The organism is Mesorhizobium sp. M7D.F.Ca.US.004.01.2.1 (assembly GCF_003997785.1).
In the GTDB taxonomy this organism is placed as follows: Bacteria; Pseudomonadota; Alphaproteobacteria; order Rhizobiales; family Rhizobiaceae; genus Mesorhizobium; species Mesorhizobium loti.
The window spans coordinates 12349-27183 of the sequence record NZ_RZRQ01000041.1; the positions used below are offsets into that span (position 1 = coordinate 12349).

Genomic DNA, 14835 nt, shown 5'->3' on the forward strand with positions numbered 1-14835 from the left:
CGCAGCCCCGGGCACTCGATGGAACAACGACCATGAACGCCGTCACCGCCATCCGCGCCGCCGCAACCAGACAGCTCGAACTCACAATCCTGATGCCATGCCCCAACGATGACTTACTGGTCGATGACCTACCCGCCGATGACTTGCCGGCCAACCAGCTGCCGGCGCGCGACGCATGAGCGAAGCATTGCCGGCCTTTGTCCAGACACGCCTGTTCCGATTCCTGACGGTCGGCGTCGGCGCCGCATTGCTGTTCTTCGTTCTGTCGTGGCTCCTGGTGTCGCTGGGCCTTTCGCCCTTCATCGGTAGTGTCGTCGCCTATGCGATTGCCGTTGTTGTTGCCTATAGCGCACAGCGCGGCTGGACATTCGGCGGCCAGCACGATCACGTCAGCGCCATGCCGCGCTATCTTGCGCTGCAGCTCGGATGCGCTCTGTTTTCGGGCCTGGTGTCGCACCTGGCGGTCACGCGTTTCGGCTTGTCAGCGCTCGCCATGTCGGCGCTGACGACGGTTGCCGCAGGCGCGGTGAGCTACGTCATGTCGTTGCAATGGGTGTTTCCGACGCGCGGCTAGCGCGTTTTTTGCGCGTCGTTTTTTCGCCTTGTGGAGGGACTGTCGCCGACCCGCGCCGACCCTCGCATCGGTCCCCGTGCACATGACGCCGCTTAGCCGCGAAAAATCGATTTCGCGATACGTTTCCTAAAGGGTTTGCTGCCAGTCTCGAAATAAATTCCGACGTCACAAAACAGGGACACCGATGCAAACTTCGTTTGGCACCGGTCAGGCAAACAGGGAGAGCACGGATCTGGCATTCACAGATCCGTTGACCGGGCTTGGCAACCATCGCCGCTTCTTCGACAAGGTCGATCGCCTGATCAGCGACCGTGCCGACGATCCCGCACCCTTTACCGTCGGTATTCTCGACCTCGACGGCTTCAAGCCGATCAACGATTTGTTCGGCCACAAGGCCGGCGACGACATCCTGATCCAGGTCGCCATGCGGTTGCGCGCCTCGATGGACGGCCACTCAACGGTCTGCCGCATCGGCGCCGACGAGTTCGCCTTTCTCTATCCCCTGGTGTTCAGCGAGGATGCAGCGGCCGAAAAGTCCCGCATGCTGATCGAGATACTGTCGGCGCCCTATGATGTCGGCGAACGCACCGCCAGGCTTTCGGCCTCGGTCGGCTGCTCGCTGTTCTATTCCGGCGACGAGACCACCGAGATCCTCATCAACAAGGCAGAGACGGCGCTCTACCATGCCAAGCGTTCCGGCCGTGGCCGTGTCGTTGTCTACACCCGCGAGATGGAAGAAGCGGCCAAGCGCGTCACCCGCATCGAACAGGCGCTGCGTCGCGCCGTCTCGGCCGGCGAGGTGGAGCCGCATTTCCAGCCGATCGTCGACCTCAACACGCGCCGCACCATCGGCTTCGAGACGCTGGCGCGGTGGACCGATCGCGACCTTGGCTCGGTGCCGCCCACGGTCTTCATTCCCATCGCCGAGGAGCGCGGCATCATCGGCCCGCTGTCGCAGCTGGTACTGCGCAAGGCGACCGAAGCCGCCAGAAGCTGGCCGAAGGACCTGTTCCTGTCGTTCAACCTGTCGCCCTCGCAGCTCGTCGACCAGAACACCGGCCTGCACATACTGGCGATCCTCGACCGCACCGGCTTCGATCCGCGCCGGCTGGAGATCGAGATCACCGAGACCGGCCTGATGAACGACCCGGCTTCGGCCGCGCAGATCGTCGAGGATCTGCGCCGCGTCGGCATCCGCGTTTCGCTCGACGATTTCGGCACCGGCCAGTCCTCGCTCGGCCGTCTGCGCGAATTCCATTTCGACAAGCTCAAGATCGACCGCGCCTTCGTCTCCTCCATTCTCGATGACAGGCCGTCCGAACACATCATCCGCGCCATTCTCGCCATGTGCGAGGGGCTTGGCATGGACGTCGTCGCCGAAGGCATCGAGCAGGAAGCGCAGGCCGACCGCCTGGTCCAATTCGGCTGCGCCGGCGGGCAAGGCTATCTGTTCGGCAAGCCGGTCGACGCCGACGCCACGCTCGGCTATCTCCGCGATTCCTTCCGCGGCGCCTTGCGCGCCAAGGCGATCTGACCGGCGATTCCCCCGCGGTCCGCAATCCCGACGGTGCCGCTGTGCGCACCCGGTGCGGCGCATTGTCGTTTTGTCTGACATAAGCCCTGAAATTCGACGGTTCGCCCTTGCCCGCGCGCCTTGCGTGGCTAGGATGCGCGCCGGTCACGACTACAGCGCCGCGCGTCCTCTTGGACGTGCAAAGGACGCTGTAGCAATTTACATTTTGCGCATGATCCCTTTCCGAAAATCGATCCGATTTTCGGGGTCATGCGCTGGGAGACAAGAACGATGATGCCATCGGCGCATTTTGCCGACCTCGAAGGAGCCTCGGTGCTGATTACCGGCGGCGGCTCCGGAATTGGCGCGGCACTGACCGAGGGGTTTGTGCGCCAGGGCGCCAATGTCGCCTTCGTCGACATCGCCGACGGCCCGAGCACGATACTCGCCGACCGCATCGAAAAAGAATTCGGCAAGCGGCCGCTCTATCTCAAGACCGACCTGCGCGACATCGAGGCCTTGCGGGCATCCGCCGCGAAGGCCGCCGAGGCGCATGGCGATGTCACCGTGCTGATCAACAATGCCGCTTGGGACGAGCGCCACGCCGTCGAGGACGTGACGGTGGAGTTCTGGGACAACAACCAGGCGATCAATCTGCGGCCGCACTTCTTCACCGCGCAAGCGGTGGCGCCGGGCATGAAGCGGGCCGGCGGCGGCTCGATCATCAACTTCACCTCGACATCCTATCTCATCAACCACCCCGACATGCCGTCCTACACCGCCGCCAAGGCCGGCATCCTGGGTCTGACCAAGGGGCTGGCCGGCAAGCTCGGCGTGGACGGCATCCGCGTCAACGCCATTGCGCCCGGCTGGGTGATCACCGAGCGGCAGAAGGAGCTCTGGGTGACCGAACAGGCGCTTGCCGCCCATGTCGCCAAGCAATGCATCAAGCAGGTGATGCAACCGGACGACATCGTCGGCACCGTGCTGTTCCTCGCCTCGGACGCCTCGCGCATGCTGACCGCGCAGATGCTGATCGTCGATGGAGGTTTCCTGTGAGCCCAGGGTTTGCCAGCAACGCGCCGGCGGTAGCCGCTGTCGACTGGGGCACAACCCGCATGCGGGTCTGGCTGATCGACGGGCAAGGCAAGATGCTGGCCGAACGCCGCGGCGATGATGGCCTGATCACCGCGCAACAGAAGGGTTTTGCAACCATTCTCGAAGGGCATCTGGCGGCGATGGGAGCACCGGAAGCGCTGCCCGTCATCATCTGCGGCATGGCCGGTTCCCGACAGGGCTGGCTGGAGGCGCCCTATGTCACCGTGCCGGCGCCACTCAGTGCCATTCTCGGCGGTGCTGCCAAGGTGCCTGGGCAAAGCCGCGACATCCGCATCGTTCCGGGCCTTGCCCAGCGCTTGGCCGATGCGCCCGACGTCATGCGCGGCGAGGAAACCCAGCTCGCTGGCGCTGGCCTGCCGGCCAGGGGACGCCAGCTGGTCTGCATGCCCGGCACCCATTCGAAATGGGTGCTGGTCGAGGACGGCGCCGTTGTCGGCTTCGGCACCTGGCCGACCGGCGAGCTGTTCTCGGTGCTTGCCGCGCATTCGATCCTGCGCCATTCGCTCGGCGAGCACCCCAAGCCGGTCACATCGGACAATCCGTTCTTCCGCCGCTGGTGCGAAACCGCATTGGGCGAAGGCGGCGATGTCACCTCGCGGCTGTTTTCCATCCGCGCCGCCGGCCTGCTGCAGGACCTGAAAGCCGACGATGCCGCAGCCTGCCTGTCCGGCCTTCTGATCGGTGGCGAGATCGCCTCGGCCAGCCGCCGTCACGGCGCCGGTGCGGAACCTGTCGTGCTGGTTGCCTCCGGCGCGCTGGCCGCGCTCTACCAGGCCGCACTTGGTCTTGCGGGGTTTGAGGTTCGGACCGTTGACGCCGATGAGGCGGTGCGTGCCGGCCTCGTCGAGGCGGCGCGCGAGAACGGCATGATCGCCAGAATTGGAGCAGCCCGATGAGCCAGACCGCACCTTTCCCCAAGCTCAAGCGCGGGCTGGTCGCCATCCTGCGTGGCCTCAAGCCGAGTGAAGCGATCGCTATCGGCCAGGCACTGTTCGATGCCGGCATCGAGGCGATCGAAGTGCCGCTGAACTCACCGGAGCCGTTTTCGTCGATCGCTGGGATTGTGGAAGTGCTTCCGAAAACAGCCCTGGTCGGCGCCGGCACGGTGCTGACGCCAGCCGATGTCGATGGTTTGTACAAGGCCGGCGGGCGGCTGCTGGTCAGCCCCAACATCGATGCCGAGGTGATGGCGCGTGCGATGCACTACGGCATGGTGACGATGCCCGGCGTGCTCACGCCGACCGAGGCCTTCCTGGCGATCAAGCTTGGTGCCTCGGCCCTCAAATTCTTCCCGGCGAGCGTGCTGGGTGCTGCCGGCATTTCCGCGATGCGCGCGGTGTTGCCGGCGCAAACAGTGGTCGGCGCCGTCGGTGGCGTCTCCGAAAAAGATTTTGCCGGCTACAAGGCCGCCGGCGTGACGGCCTTCGGGCTTGGCTCCAGCCTGTTCAAGCCCGGCATGAGCGTCGACGAGGTGGCGGCGCGTGCACTCGCCGCCGTCACGGCCTGGGATGCGGTGTTCGGAGAAGCATGATGAGCGAAGCGATCGTTTCGGTTTTTTCCGATCACGTCTGCCAGCTCGGCGAAGGGCCGAGCTACGATCCCACCACCGATACGCTGTTCTGGTTCGACATCGTCAACAGCCAGCTTCTGGAAAAGCAGCTGTCCGGCGGCGCGACCACAGTCCATGAGCTTGACCGGATGGCGAGCGCCATCGCCGTCATCGACGAGAAGCGCCAGCTGATCGCCGCCGAGACCGGCCTTTATGTCCGCGATGTCGCGACCGGCAAACTGACGCTGCACACGCCTGTCGAGGCCGACAATCCGGTCACGCGCTCCAACGATTCCCGGGTCCATCCCTGCGGTGCCCTGTGGATGGGCACGATGGGCAAGAAGGAGGAAAAGGGCGCCGGTTCGATCTACTGGTTTTTCAAGGGCGAACTGCGCCGCCTGTTTTCGGACATCACCGTGTCGAACTCGATCTGTTTTTCCGAAGATGGCACGATCGCTTATTACACCGACACCTCGACCGGGCTGCTGATGCGCGTCGCCTGCGATCCGGCGACCGGCCTGCCTGCCGGTGAGCCGAAGGTGTTCGTCGATCACCGCTCGGCCAAGGGCTATATCGATGGGTCCGTGCTCGACCGCGACGGCATCCTGTGGAACGCCGTCTGGGGCGGCAGCGTCATCGAAGCCTATGGACCCGACGGCAAGCTCGTCCGCACGGTCGCCATGCCGGTGACGCAGCCATCCTGCCCGGCCTTTGTCGGCGCCAAGGCCGACCGGCTGGCGGTCACCTCAGCCTGGTCGGGCAAGGATGAGAAGCAGCGCCTGCTGGATCTGCAGGGCGGCATGACATTTCTGCTCGACATTCCCGTCAACGGCCGCTTCGAGCCGCACGTGCTGATCGCCTGAACAAGGCCAGACTTTCTGATTCGACGCCGGTGCTGTCACGCAAGCGCCCGCGCCGTGTCGGTTTCGCGAGAGCCGATTGCCTTCACCATGCGATGGTAGGCAATCGCACTGCCGGGAATCGTTCATTTCATGTCGAGCCACAAGCCAAGACTGATCCTCGTCCATGAGCCGGAAAAGGCTTGTTTCGACCGTCTGGTCGCCGACGGTCATGCGCCGGAGTGTGCCGCCGAAATCGCGTCCTATCTGGCACAGTCGACCGATCTCGCTCCTGAATTCGATGCGCTTGGCCGCGCCTGCCAGGCACGCGGCCTGTCGTTCACACCTGTGGCACTGGACGACGCCGCAAGCGTCCTCGCCGGTGAGCATCCCAGCACAACACTGGTCTGGACGCTGACCGACGGCATTGCCTATTTCCGGGGCGGCGCGGCACCCGCTTTGGCGCGACTGGGCGGCTTCAAGACGATCGGCGCCGACGATGCGCTGTTCGCGCTCTGCCAGGACAAGTTCCGCTCCGGCGCCGTGCTTGGCGCACTCGGCCTGCCGGTGCCGCAGGCCGGTCTTGCGCGCGATGGCCAATGGCTGGTCGAGCCGCCTGCCTCTGCCGCCGGCTGGTTCGTCAAGCCCAACCGGCTTGGCGCCAAGATCGGCATCTGGGCGGATTCGCGCTGTAGCGATCTCGGTCACGCTTTGGAGCTCAGCCGGCGCGTGTTTTCGGCCTATCGCGATGATGTCGTCGTCCAGCCCTATGTCGCCGGCCGCAACGTGCGCGCCAGTTTCCTCGGCCTGGTGCCGGGCGCCGGGGTCGAAGCGCTTGGCGTGGCCTTTGTCGATTCAGGCGCCGATTTCCAGACCATGGCGGACAGCCTGGCGCTCTACGGCGACACCGGCGAGGTCGCGAAAGCGGCGGGACATTATGCCGAACCGGAACTCGTTGCGGTTGCCGACAGCCAGCCGGTCGCCGACGCCGGGATCCGCGCGATCGCCGAGCGGCTGATGGGCGGGCTCGGCCTGCGCGACGTGTTTTCCATCGATCTCAGGGTCGAGGCCGACGACACCGTCCACCTCATCGAGTTCGAGGTTTGCCCCGGCCTGCCTTGCTTCGATTTCCGCGCCTACTGCCGCCAGCAATGGGGCCTCGAGCTGGCCGATGCCATGGCCGAAACCGCGGCGAGCCGGCTGATCGGCGTCAACCGATAGCTGCGTGCCTTGACGGCTTTCGCCCTGCCTCTAGTGTCGGCCAACGCTCCCTAGCAAAGGCCGCGCGATGAACACAACATCAGTCGAAGCCCTCCACCATCATGTCAGGCGCATGGCCGGGCGCGATCCGCATGAGGTGCATCGTGTCGCGACGCCGCTCGAGCTTCTGTTCGACCTGACCTTCGTGACGGCGTTCAGCTTTGCCTCATCGCAACTCGCCCATGCGCTGGCCGAAGGCCATTACTCGGCGGCCTTGCTCGGCTTCGCGTTCGCCAGCTTTGCCATTTGCTGGGCCTGGATCAATTTCTCCTGGTTCTCTTCCGCCTATGACACCGACGACTGGATTTTCCGGCTCGTCACCATGGTGCAGATGATCGGGGTGCTGGTGCTGGCGCTCGGCCTGCCACGCATGTTCGCTTCCATCGAGCACGGCGAGCACCTCAACAATTCGGTGATGGTGCTGGGCTATGTCATCATGCGGGTGGCGATGATCTTCCAGTGGCTGCGTGCCTTCAGGCAGGACCCTGTCCGACGTCGCGCCTGCCTGACCTACGCCACGGCAATTGCGGTCGCTCAGATCGGCTGGGTGGTGCAGATCATCGTCGATTTCCCGGTCGGCACCAGCATCATCCTCGCCGTCATTCTCGGGCTGATCGAAATGGCGGGGCCGGTGATCGCGGAAGGCAAGGATGGCGGCACGCCCTGGCATGCGCACCATATGGCCGAGCGCTACAGCCTGTTTGCCATCATCGCTTTGGGTGAGGGGGTCGTCGGCACCCTCGCCACCCTGTCCGCCGTGGTCGAGGAACAGGGCTGGACCGTGGATGCGGCACTGGTCTGCATCGCCGGCACCGGGCTCACCTTCGGCATGTGGTGGGTCTACTACATGCTGCCCTCAGCGCCGATCCTGCATGCCCACCGCAATCGCGCCTTCGTCTGGGGTTACGGGCAGATGCTGGTTGTCGCGGCAATCGTCGCGACCGGCGCCGGGCTGCACGTCGCGGCCTATTTCATCGAGCACAAGGCGCATATCGGCCCACTTGCGACACTGCTCGCCACCGCTGTTCCTGTCGCCGTCTTCCTGGCGGCGGTCTATGCGCTCTACACCTATCTCGTTCAGCGCTTCGATCCGTTCCACATCTGGCTGCTGCTCGCGACCGCGGCGGTCGTGGCCCTTGCCATTCTCGCAGCGCTCGCCGGCGTCGATATGGCCATCTGCCTGATCATCCTGATGCTGGCGCCGGCCGTCACCATCGTCGGCTACGAAATGCTCGGGCACCGCCACCAGGCGGAAGCACTCGCCAGCGACGAGCACTCGACACGGCATTAGCCGACCGCGGGTTTGCTCGAGCATTTATCCGTGTGGCATTCGCTCGAATGCCTGCAGCGAGCGATCGATCGTATCCCAGCCATGGCCGCGGATCGTGTAGGTGACCACCTGCGGCTCGAAAACGCTGGGGTCGTCAAGGCTGGTGGCGTGGACCGCGATCAGCTCCGGCATGGCGGCGAATGTCAGGAAGACCGGCGCTCCGCAGGTCGGACAGAAGGCGTGGATCTTCTCGTTGCCGCTGTCGCCGGCCACCCGCCAGGTGCTCGCCTCGCCCGTAATTGCCATATCGGCGCGCCGGCCAAAGGTCAGGTAGGATCCGTGGCCGGTACCGGCGCGCTTCTGGCAATCCAGGCATTGGCAATGGTTCTGGAAGATAGGCTCGCCGCTCGTCTCATAGCGAATGGCTCCACATGCGCAGCCGCCTATATAGCGTTTGGTCATTGTCGGTCCTCCTGGGTCAGGCCGATTTCGGCTTGGCGAAAACGTCGATGCCGCTGCCGGTTTCCAGCAAGGACTTCAGGCTGGACAGCACAACCGGCCACCCCTGGCTGATGCCTTTTGCCATGCCGGAGCCGGCTTCGAGTTCGTCATGGGTGACGGTCAGCCGGACCATGGCGTCGTATTCCTCGATGCCGAAGGTCACGCGGCTGTAGCTTGCCGGATCGGCGGCCTGCGAAGGGCTTGCCCAGGTCATGACGAGACGGGTTGGCGGCGAGACCTCGACGACCTTGCCGACGATCTGGACGGTGCGCTCATCATTGGCGCGGATATGTTCCCACTTCGATCCCGGCTTCCAGTCGGAGACGTTCTCGTGGCCCCAATAGCGCCGTGCGATATCGGGCCTGGTTATGGCCTCGAACACTTTCTCTGGCGTCGAGCGGATGTAGGTCACGTAGACAAAACTGGTCGTCTCGCTGGTGGTCATTGGTCGTCTCCTTCGAGTTCTTGTTTCAGGTCGTGCAGCAGGCTGAGCCGCTGCCGTTCGAATTTGCGCACCCAGCGCTCGCAGACTTCGTGCAGCGGCACCGGGTTGATGAAATGCAGCTTTTCGCGGCCACGCTTGACCGTGCTCACCAGATTGGCCGCCTCCAACAGGTCGAGGTGCTGGGTGGCGGATTGCCTTGCCATGTCCAGGTTTTCGCAAAGCTGACCGAGCGTCTGCCCGTTCTGCTCACACAGAAGGTCAAGCAGCCTTCTGCGTGTCGGGTCGCCCAGCGCTTTGAAAACCTTGTCGGCGTCCATCGGCCTCACTCTGATGTGAGGCCATAATATGCAGGTAAATACCTGCATGTCAACCAGCAGGTCCCCCAGTCGCTGCAATGGCTCAAGCGAAGGCTGTTGGGACTGGCAGTCGATCGTTCGACAAGCCGCGCATCGGCAAGGCTTCGCAACGGCGACTGGATACGGGAAGTGAGCTTACGGGGGTTCGGTGGAAGCGCCGCCGGGCTTTATCCGGTCTTGAGCGTGATCTCTGGCGAAAACCGGATACCACTTTTCGGATTTATGGTTCGGTGGACCTCAGGCGCCTTCGACCAGCACGATTTCGCCGTCGGCGACCTTCTGGCGGATGGCGACGGCGCGCTGGTACTCCGGCGAGTGGTAGCAATCGTGGGCGGCGGCGAGCGATTCGAACTCGATGATGACATTGCGTGCGCGGCCAGGCCCTTCGGCCTTTTCATGTTCGCCGCCGCGCGCCAGGAATTTCGCGCCGAAGCGCTCGAAGGCAGGCTTGGCAGCGGCGACATAGTCCTTGTAGCCTTCGGCGTCGTGCACATCGACACGAGCGATCCAGTATCCCTTGGGCATGTCTTGTCTCCGAACTCTCTATCTTGAAACGTCAGGCCGAGCGCATCTCGTCGAGGATGGCTTCGGCCGCCTCCCGTTTGTTGGCCGCAGCAACGATCGGCCGGCCGACGACGAGGTGGCTGGAGCCGTTGCGGATCGCCTGGCCCGGCGTCACCACGCGCTTCTGGTCGCCATGGTCGCTGCCTGTGGGCCGGATGCCCGGTGTCACCACTGCCAGGTCGGGCCCGGCGATGCGGCGTACCGCTTCCGCTTCCTCGGCCGAGCATACGATGCCGCCCATGCCGGCATGCAGCGCCTGTTCCGAGCGCCGCAGTACCAGTGTGTGCGGGTCATATTCATAGCCCGCGTCGATCACGTCCTGTTCGTCCATCGAGGTCAGCACGCTGACGGCAAGCAGGCAAAGGTCGCTGCCGCGCGCTGCTTCCACCGCCGCCGCCATCGCCTTTGGATAGGCGTGGATGGTCAGCATGGTCATGCCCATCTTGACGATGTTCTCGACGCCCTTGGCCACCGTGTGGTCGATGTCGAGCAGCTTCATGTCGAGGAAGATCTTTGTCCCGCCGCTGGCCAGTTCCCTGGCGAAGTCGAGCCCGCCGGCAAAGGCCAGTTGATAGCCGATCTTGTAGAAGGAGACGACGCCGTCGAGTTCGCGCACCGCCTGCTCGGCTTGCTTTACGGTCGGCACGTCGAGGCCGACGATGAGCCGGTCGCGCATGCTATCGGCGATCATGCCTCGATCCGGGTGGACAGCATGCGCGAGGTTTCGATCAGCGTGCGGCATAGGTGCTCCATCGATTTGTGCAGTCTTTCGTCGCGGAAATGGCCGTCCTCGTCGAAGGCGTCGCCGCCGTCTGGCACCGAGCATTCCGGCGTTACCACCTCCATCTGGCAACGCACCAGGACGGCGCGCAGATGGTTGATGCAACGGATGCCGGCAAAGTGCCCGTTGGAGGATGAGCAGAGGCCGGCGACCTTGCCGGCAAGCGGCCTGACCGTGCGGCCACCATCCCTGCGCACCCGGCTCACCCAGTCGATCGTGTTCTTGAGCAGGGGCGGGATAGAGCCGTTATATTCGGGCGTGGCGATCAGCAGCCCGTCATGGGCGATCACCAGACGGCCGAGTTTCTGGGCGTTTTCGGGAACGCCCTTTTCCTTTTCCAGATCCTCGTCGAGGATCGGCAAGGGATAGTCGGCGAGCGAGATGCGGGTCACCTCGGCGCCTTGCATGGCAAGTTCCTTTTGCGCCACGTCGGCGGTCCTGCCGCTGTAGGCGCCACTGCGCACCGAGCCGGCGAAGACGAGGATTTTCGGGATCACTGCCATTGGCCACCCTTGTTCCCGGACAGGTATAGCCAAGGCCCGCTTAAATCAACGCACCCTAATGGGCCTCGCGCCGATAGATCCACAGCTGCGTCGGCGGGATGTTGCGGAAGATGAAATCGAAATGCTTGACCGTGTAGTCGCCGCGACCGGCCGGGATCGGCGACATCGGGCCATAGGTCAGCTGCACGATCGGCCGTCCGGCCGGGATGCGGTCGAGCAGGCTCTCGATATAGGCGATGCGCTGGGCGACCGGAAAGTTGAGCAGCGGCACGCCCGAAACGACGGAATCGAAGATCATCCCGCTCTTGTCACCAAGCGTGGCGTTGAGATTGAAGGCGTCGCCCTCGATGACGTTGACACCGGGATAGAGCCGCCGCAGGTGGCCCACGAAATCCGTGTTGTATTCGACCGCGTAGAGGTTCTCGGGCCGCACGCCCTGGGCGAGGATGGCGCGGGTGATGACGCCGGTGCCGGGACCGACCTCGAGTACCGGCAGGCCGGACTTCGGATTGACGATCGAGGCCATCTTGCGGGCGGTGATCGAACTGGTCGGCACGATCGAGCCGACCGTCTTCGGCTTGTCGATCCAGCCCTTGAAGAATTTGAGTTCGTCGTCGAACTTTTCGACAAGCGCCTTCCGCAGTCCAGGGCCACGTGTCATGCAAGTTCTCCTCAGCGCTCCCCGCAAGTTACTTAACACCTGGGCGGTGCAAGGCAAGGCGCGGCCGGACGCATGTCGTGGATAAGATAATTTTCGTCGCGTCTCAAGGTGACGCGCGTCTCACGGGTTTTCGCGGCGCAAACCGGCTCCTGGTCGTGGGCGACATGCATCAACGTTCGCCGAAGGATTCGAAGAAATCCTTCATGCGGGCGAAAAAGCCGCTCGATTGGGGCGAATTGTCCTGCGAGGAGAGCTGTTCGAACTCCTCCAGCAGTTCACGCTGGCGGCGGGTGAGGTTCTGCGGCGTCTCGACCGCGGTCTGGATATAGAGGTCGCCGACATTGGGTTGGCGCAGCACCGGCATGCCCTTGCCCTTGAGGCGGAACTGGCGCCCGTTCTGGGTGCCTTCGGTCACCTTGACCTTGGTCTGGGTGCCATCGAGTGTCGTCACCTCGAAGGAGCCGCCAAGGGCGGCCGTCGTCATCGAGATCGGCACCTTGCAATAGAGGTCGGCGCCGTCGCGCTGGAAGAATTCGTGCGGCTTGACCGCCAGGAAAATATAGAGGTCGCCCGATGGCCCGCCGCGCAGGCCGGCCTCGCCCTCATTGGCTAGGCGGATGCGGGTGCCGTCCTCGATGCCGGCCGGGATGTTGACCGACAGCGAGCGCTCCTCGGTGACGCGGCCCTGGCCGGCGCATTTCGGGCATGGATCCTTGATCGTCTGGCCGCGCCCCTGGCATTGCGGGCAGGTGCGCTCGATCGAGAAGAAGCCTTGCGTGGCGCGCACCTTGCCGTGGCCATTGCACATCGAGCAGGTGACGGGCTGGGTGCCGGGCTTGGCGCCGCTGCCCGAACATTCCGAGCAGGAGATCGACGCCGGCACACGGATTTGCGCGGTCTTGCCGGCAAAGGCCTCTTCCAGCGTGATTTCCATGTTGTAGCGCAGGTCGGCGCCGCGCTCGCGGCCGCCCGACGAGCGGCGCTGGCGCCCGCCCATCATGTCGCCGAAAATATCCTCGAAGATGTCGGCGAAGCCGCCGGCGCCAAAGCCTTGCGCGCCGCCATTCATGCCGCCCTGTTCGAAGGCCGCGTGGCCGAAGCGGTCATACGCCGCGCGCTTCTGCGGGTCCTTCAGCGTCTCGTAGGCTTCGTTGATTTCCTTGAACTTGTGCTCGCAGGAATGATCGCCGGGATTGCGGTCGGGATGGAACTGCATGGCGAGCTTGCGGAAAGCGCTCTTGAGCTCCTTCTCATCGGCGCCCTTTTGCACGCCCAGCGTTTCGTAGAAATCAGCTTTCATTTTTTCCCGCTGTCCGGATGCTCAACGTCTTGAAGCATTGTTGCGTCGTTTGCCGGCATTGCCGTTCCGATTTAGGTGCGATGGAAGCGGGATGCCAGTGTCGACGCGGCTTTGCCTGCATTTTTTCGGCGAGGCCCGCTGTTTTTCCGCAAGGGGTTGCAAAAAAGCCCGGCTTTGCGCCGGGCTTTCCGCACTATCTTGCCGTCAAACGGTTCAGGCCGACTTCTTCTTGTCGTCGTCCTCGTCGATTTCCTCGAAATCGGCATCGACCACGTCACTGTCCTTGGCGGCGTCCGCCTTGGCGTCGGCTTCCGCCGCTTCCTTCTGCGAAGCTTCGTACATGGCCTGGCCAAGCTTCATCGAAGCCTCGGCGAGCGCCTGGCTCTTGGCCTCGATGTCGGCCGCGTCATCGCCTTCGGTCGCGGTCTTCAGCGCCGCGATCGCATCGGAGATCGCCGTGCGCTCGGTCTCCGAAACCTTGTCGCCATATTCCTTCAGCGACTTCTCCGAGGAATGCAGCAGTGCTTCGGCCTGATTGCGGGCTTCGACCAGCGCGCGGCGCTTCTTGTCGGTCTCGGCATTGGCCTCGGCGTCCTTGACCATCTTCTCGATGTCGGCGTCCGAAAGACCACCCGATGCCTGGATGCGGATCTGGTGCTCCTTGCCGGTGCCCTTGTCCTTGGCCGAAACGTTGACGATGCCGTTGGCGTCGATGTCGAAGGTGACCTCGATCTGCGGCACGCCGCGCGGCGCCGGCGGGATGCCGACCAGGTCGAACTGGCCGAGCGCCTTGTTGTCTGCGGCCATTTCGCGCTCACCCTGGAAGACCCGGATGGTCACGGCCGACTGGCTGTCCTCGGCCGTCGAGAACACCTGGCTCTTCTTGGTCGGGATCGTTGTGTTGCGCTCGATCAGGCGCGTGAACACGCCACCCAGCGTCTCGATGCCGAGCGACAGCGGCGTCACATCGAGCAACAGCACGTCCTTGACGTCGCCCTGCAGCACGCCGGCCTGGATGGCGGCGCCGAGAGCGACGACTTCATCCGGATTGACGCCCTTGTGCGGCTCCTTGCCGAAGAACTGCTTCACGATCTCCTGGATCTTGGGCATGCGGGTCATGCCGCCGACCAGGACGACCTCGTCGATCTCGCCGGCCTTCAGGCCGGCATCCTTGAGCGCCGCCTTGCAAGGGGCAATCGTGCGCTGGACCAGATCGTCGACCAGCTGTTCGAACTTGGCGCGCGTCAGCTTCAGTGTCAGGTGCTTCGGCCCGGTCGCGTCGGCGGTGATGAAGGGCAGGTTGATTTCGGTCTGTGTGGTCGACGACAGCTCGATCTTGGCCTTTTCAGCCGCCTCCTTGAGGCGCTGCAAGGCAAGCTTGTCGTTCTTCAGGTCGATGCCCTGTTCCTTCTTGAACTCGGCCGCCAGATATTCGACCAGGCGCATGTCGAAATCCTCGCCGCCGAGGAAGGTGTCGCCATTGGTCGACTTGACCTCGAACACGCCGTCGCCGATCTCGAGCACCGAAATGTCGAACGTGCCGCCGCCAAGGTCATAGACGGCAATGGTCTTGCCTTCCTTCTTGTCGAGGCCATAGGCA

At 64.0% G+C, this 14835-nt stretch carries 18 protein-coding genes; 9 read left to right on the forward strand and 9 right to left on the reverse strand.

What is annotated here, in order from left to right:
• Positions 1-32: 32 nt before the first annotated feature.
• The 9 genes from EN993_RS36975 (at position 33) to EN993_RS09190 (ending at position 8145) form a co-directional block, all read left to right on the forward strand.
• Positions 33-179, forward strand: coding sequence for a hypothetical protein (locus EN993_RS36975; RefSeq protein ID WP_164548507.1), 147 nt, complete (start codon positions 33-35; stop codon positions 177-179).
• Entirely contained in the window at positions 176-574 is a 399-nt protein-coding gene (locus tag EN993_RS09155) for a GtrA family protein (RefSeq protein WP_127263007.1), read from the forward strand. Before EN993_RS36975 ends, EN993_RS09155 begins: the two co-directional genes overlap by 4 nt.
• 184 nt (positions 575-758) lie before the next feature.
• Positions 759-2108, forward strand: a complete 1350-nt coding sequence (locus EN993_RS09160; protein ID WP_109667529.1) for an EAL domain-containing protein — start codon at positions 759-761, stop codon at positions 2106-2108.
• A gap of 270 nt (positions 2109-2378) precedes the next feature.
• Positions 2379-3146 (forward strand): SDR family oxidoreductase, encoded by a 768-nt coding sequence (locus tag EN993_RS09165; protein WP_109667526.1) that lies wholly within the window; start codon positions 2379-2381, stop codon positions 3144-3146.
• The gene (locus EN993_RS09170) at positions 3143-4102 is read left to right on the forward strand and encodes a 2-dehydro-3-deoxygalactonokinase (protein ID WP_109667524.1); all 960 of its coding nucleotides are present in this window, start codon (positions 3143-3145) and stop codon (positions 4100-4102) included. Before EN993_RS09165 ends, EN993_RS09170 begins: the two co-directional genes overlap by 4 nt.
• Positions 4099-4737, forward strand: coding sequence for a 2-dehydro-3-deoxy-6-phosphogalactonate aldolase (locus EN993_RS09175; RefSeq protein WP_127263008.1), 639 nt, complete (start codon positions 4099-4101; stop codon positions 4735-4737). The genes EN993_RS09170 and EN993_RS09175 overlap by 4 nt, the downstream gene beginning before the upstream one ends.
• The gene (locus EN993_RS09180; RefSeq protein WP_127263009.1) at positions 4737-5618 is read left to right on the forward strand and encodes an SMP-30/gluconolactonase/LRE family protein; all 882 of its coding nucleotides are present in this window, start codon (positions 4737-4739) and stop codon (positions 5616-5618) included. The genes EN993_RS09175 and EN993_RS09180 overlap by 1 nt, the downstream gene beginning before the upstream one ends.
• A 129-nt stretch (positions 5619-5747) precedes the next feature.
• Positions 5748-6815: a D-alanine:D-lactate ligase-like protein gene (locus EN993_RS09185; protein ID WP_127263010.1), complete on the forward strand. Its 1068-nt coding sequence runs from the start codon at positions 5748-5750 to the stop codon at positions 6813-6815.
• Positions 6816-6882: 67 nt separating this feature from the next.
• Entirely contained in the window at positions 6883-8145 is a 1263-nt protein-coding gene (locus tag EN993_RS09190; RefSeq protein WP_206438768.1) for a low temperature requirement protein A, read from the forward strand.
• 24 nt (positions 8146-8169) lie between these two features.
• Here the strand turns inward: EN993_RS09190 and EN993_RS09195 are convergent, their stop codons facing one another.
• The 9 genes from EN993_RS09195 to dnaK all read right to left on the reverse strand — a co-directional run.
• On the reverse strand, positions 8170-8586 hold the full coding sequence (locus EN993_RS09195; protein WP_127263011.1) for a GFA family protein: 417 nt from the start codon (positions 8584-8586) through the stop codon (positions 8170-8172).
• 16 nt (positions 8587-8602) lie between these two features.
• Positions 8603-9070 carry an SRPBCC family protein gene (locus tag EN993_RS09200; RefSeq protein ID WP_127263012.1) on the reverse strand — a complete coding sequence of 156 codons (468 nt, stop codon included), beginning with the start codon at positions 9068-9070 and terminating at the stop codon, positions 8603-8605.
• Positions 9067-9387 carry a helix-turn-helix domain-containing protein gene (locus tag EN993_RS09205; RefSeq protein ID WP_127263013.1) on the reverse strand — a complete coding sequence of 107 codons (321 nt, stop codon included), beginning with the start codon at positions 9385-9387 and terminating at the stop codon, positions 9067-9069. Before EN993_RS09205 ends, EN993_RS09200 begins: the two co-directional genes overlap by 4 nt.
• A gap of 276 nt (positions 9388-9663) precedes the next feature.
• On the reverse strand, positions 9664-9951 hold the full coding sequence (locus EN993_RS09210) for a DUF1330 domain-containing protein (RefSeq protein WP_127263014.1): 288 nt from the start codon (positions 9949-9951) through the stop codon (positions 9664-9666).
• Between the two features lie 31 nt (positions 9952-9982).
• A complete protein-coding gene (gene pyrF / locus EN993_RS09215; RefSeq protein ID WP_126067086.1) occupies positions 9983-10681 on the reverse strand; it encodes an orotidine-5'-phosphate decarboxylase in 699 nt (232 codons plus the stop codon).
• Positions 10678-11274 (reverse strand): NADPH-dependent FMN reductase, encoded by a 597-nt coding sequence (locus tag EN993_RS09220; protein ID WP_127263015.1) that lies wholly within the window; start codon positions 11272-11274, stop codon positions 10678-10680. Before EN993_RS09220 ends, pyrF begins: the two co-directional genes overlap by 4 nt.
• A 55-nt stretch (positions 11275-11329) precedes the next feature.
• Positions 11330-11935: a phospholipid N-methyltransferase PmtA gene (pmtA, locus tag EN993_RS09225; RefSeq protein ID WP_109667496.1), complete on the reverse strand. Its 606-nt coding sequence runs from the start codon at positions 11933-11935 to the stop codon at positions 11330-11332.
• Between the two features lie 169 nt (positions 11936-12104).
• Positions 12105-13235, reverse strand: coding sequence for a molecular chaperone DnaJ (dnaJ, locus tag EN993_RS09230; protein WP_013528587.1), 1131 nt, complete (start codon positions 13233-13235; stop codon positions 12105-12107).
• A 213-nt stretch (positions 13236-13448) separates the two neighbouring features.
• On the reverse strand, positions 13449-14835 hold a 1387-nt coding region (gene dnaK, locus EN993_RS09235), incomplete at its 5' end, for a molecular chaperone DnaK (RefSeq protein ID WP_127263016.1).

What these genes read in the sequence shown, in the direction of transcription:
- EN993_RS36975 (WP_164548507.1), top strand. Translation starts at nt 33, where the DNA reads ATGAACGCCGTCACCGCCATCCGCGCCGCCGCAACCAGACAGCTCGAA.
- EN993_RS09155 (WP_127263007.1), top strand. Translation starts at nt 176, where the DNA reads ATGAGCGAAGCATTGCCGGCCTTTGTCCAGACACGCCTGTTCCGATTC.
- EN993_RS09160 (WP_109667529.1), top strand. Translation starts at nt 759, where the DNA reads ATGCAAACTTCGTTTGGCACCGGTCAGGCAAACAGGGAGAGCACGGAT.
- EN993_RS09165 (WP_109667526.1), top strand. Translation starts at nt 2,379, where the DNA reads ATGATGCCATCGGCGCATTTTGCCGACCTCGAAGGAGCCTCGGTGCTG.
- EN993_RS09175 (WP_127263008.1), top strand. Translation starts at nt 4,099, where the DNA reads ATGAGCCAGACCGCACCTTTCCCCAAGCTCAAGCGCGGGCTGGTCGCC.
- EN993_RS09180 (WP_127263009.1), top strand. Translation starts at nt 4,737, where the DNA reads ATGAGCGAAGCGATCGTTTCGGTTTTTTCCGATCACGTCTGCCAGCTC.
- EN993_RS09185 (WP_127263010.1), top strand. Translation starts at nt 5,748, where the DNA reads ATGTCGAGCCACAAGCCAAGACTGATCCTCGTCCATGAGCCGGAAAAG.
- EN993_RS09190 (WP_206438768.1), top strand. Translation starts at nt 6,883, where the DNA reads ATGAACACAACATCAGTCGAAGCCCTCCACCATCATGTCAGGCGCATG.
- EN993_RS09195 (WP_127263011.1), bottom strand. Translation starts at nt 8,586, where the DNA reads ATGACCAAACGCTATATAGGCGGCTGCGCATGTGGAGCCATTCGCTAT.
- EN993_RS09200 (WP_127263012.1), bottom strand. Translation starts at nt 9,070, where the DNA reads ATGACCACCAGCGAGACGACCAGTTTTGTCTACGTGACCTACATCCGC.
- EN993_RS09205 (WP_127263013.1), bottom strand. Translation starts at nt 9,387, where the DNA reads ATGGACGCCGACAAGGTTTTCAAAGCGCTGGGCGACCCGACACGCAGA.
- EN993_RS09210 (WP_127263014.1), bottom strand. Translation starts at nt 9,951, where the DNA reads ATGCCCAAGGGATACTGGATCGCTCGTGTCGATGTGCACGACGCCGAA.
- pyrF (WP_126067086.1), bottom strand. Translation starts at nt 10,681, where the DNA reads ATGATCGCCGATAGCATGCGCGACCGGCTCATCGTCGGCCTCGACGTG.
- EN993_RS09220 (WP_127263015.1), bottom strand. Translation starts at nt 11,274, where the DNA reads ATGGCAGTGATCCCGAAAATCCTCGTCTTCGCCGGCTCGGTGCGCAGT.
- pmtA (WP_109667496.1), bottom strand. Translation starts at nt 11,935, where the DNA reads ATGACACGTGGCCCTGGACTGCGGAAGGCGCTTGTCGAAAAGTTCGAC.
- dnaJ (WP_013528587.1), bottom strand. Translation starts at nt 13,235, where the DNA reads ATGAAAGCTGATTTCTACGAAACGCTGGGCGTGCAAAAGGGCGCCGAT.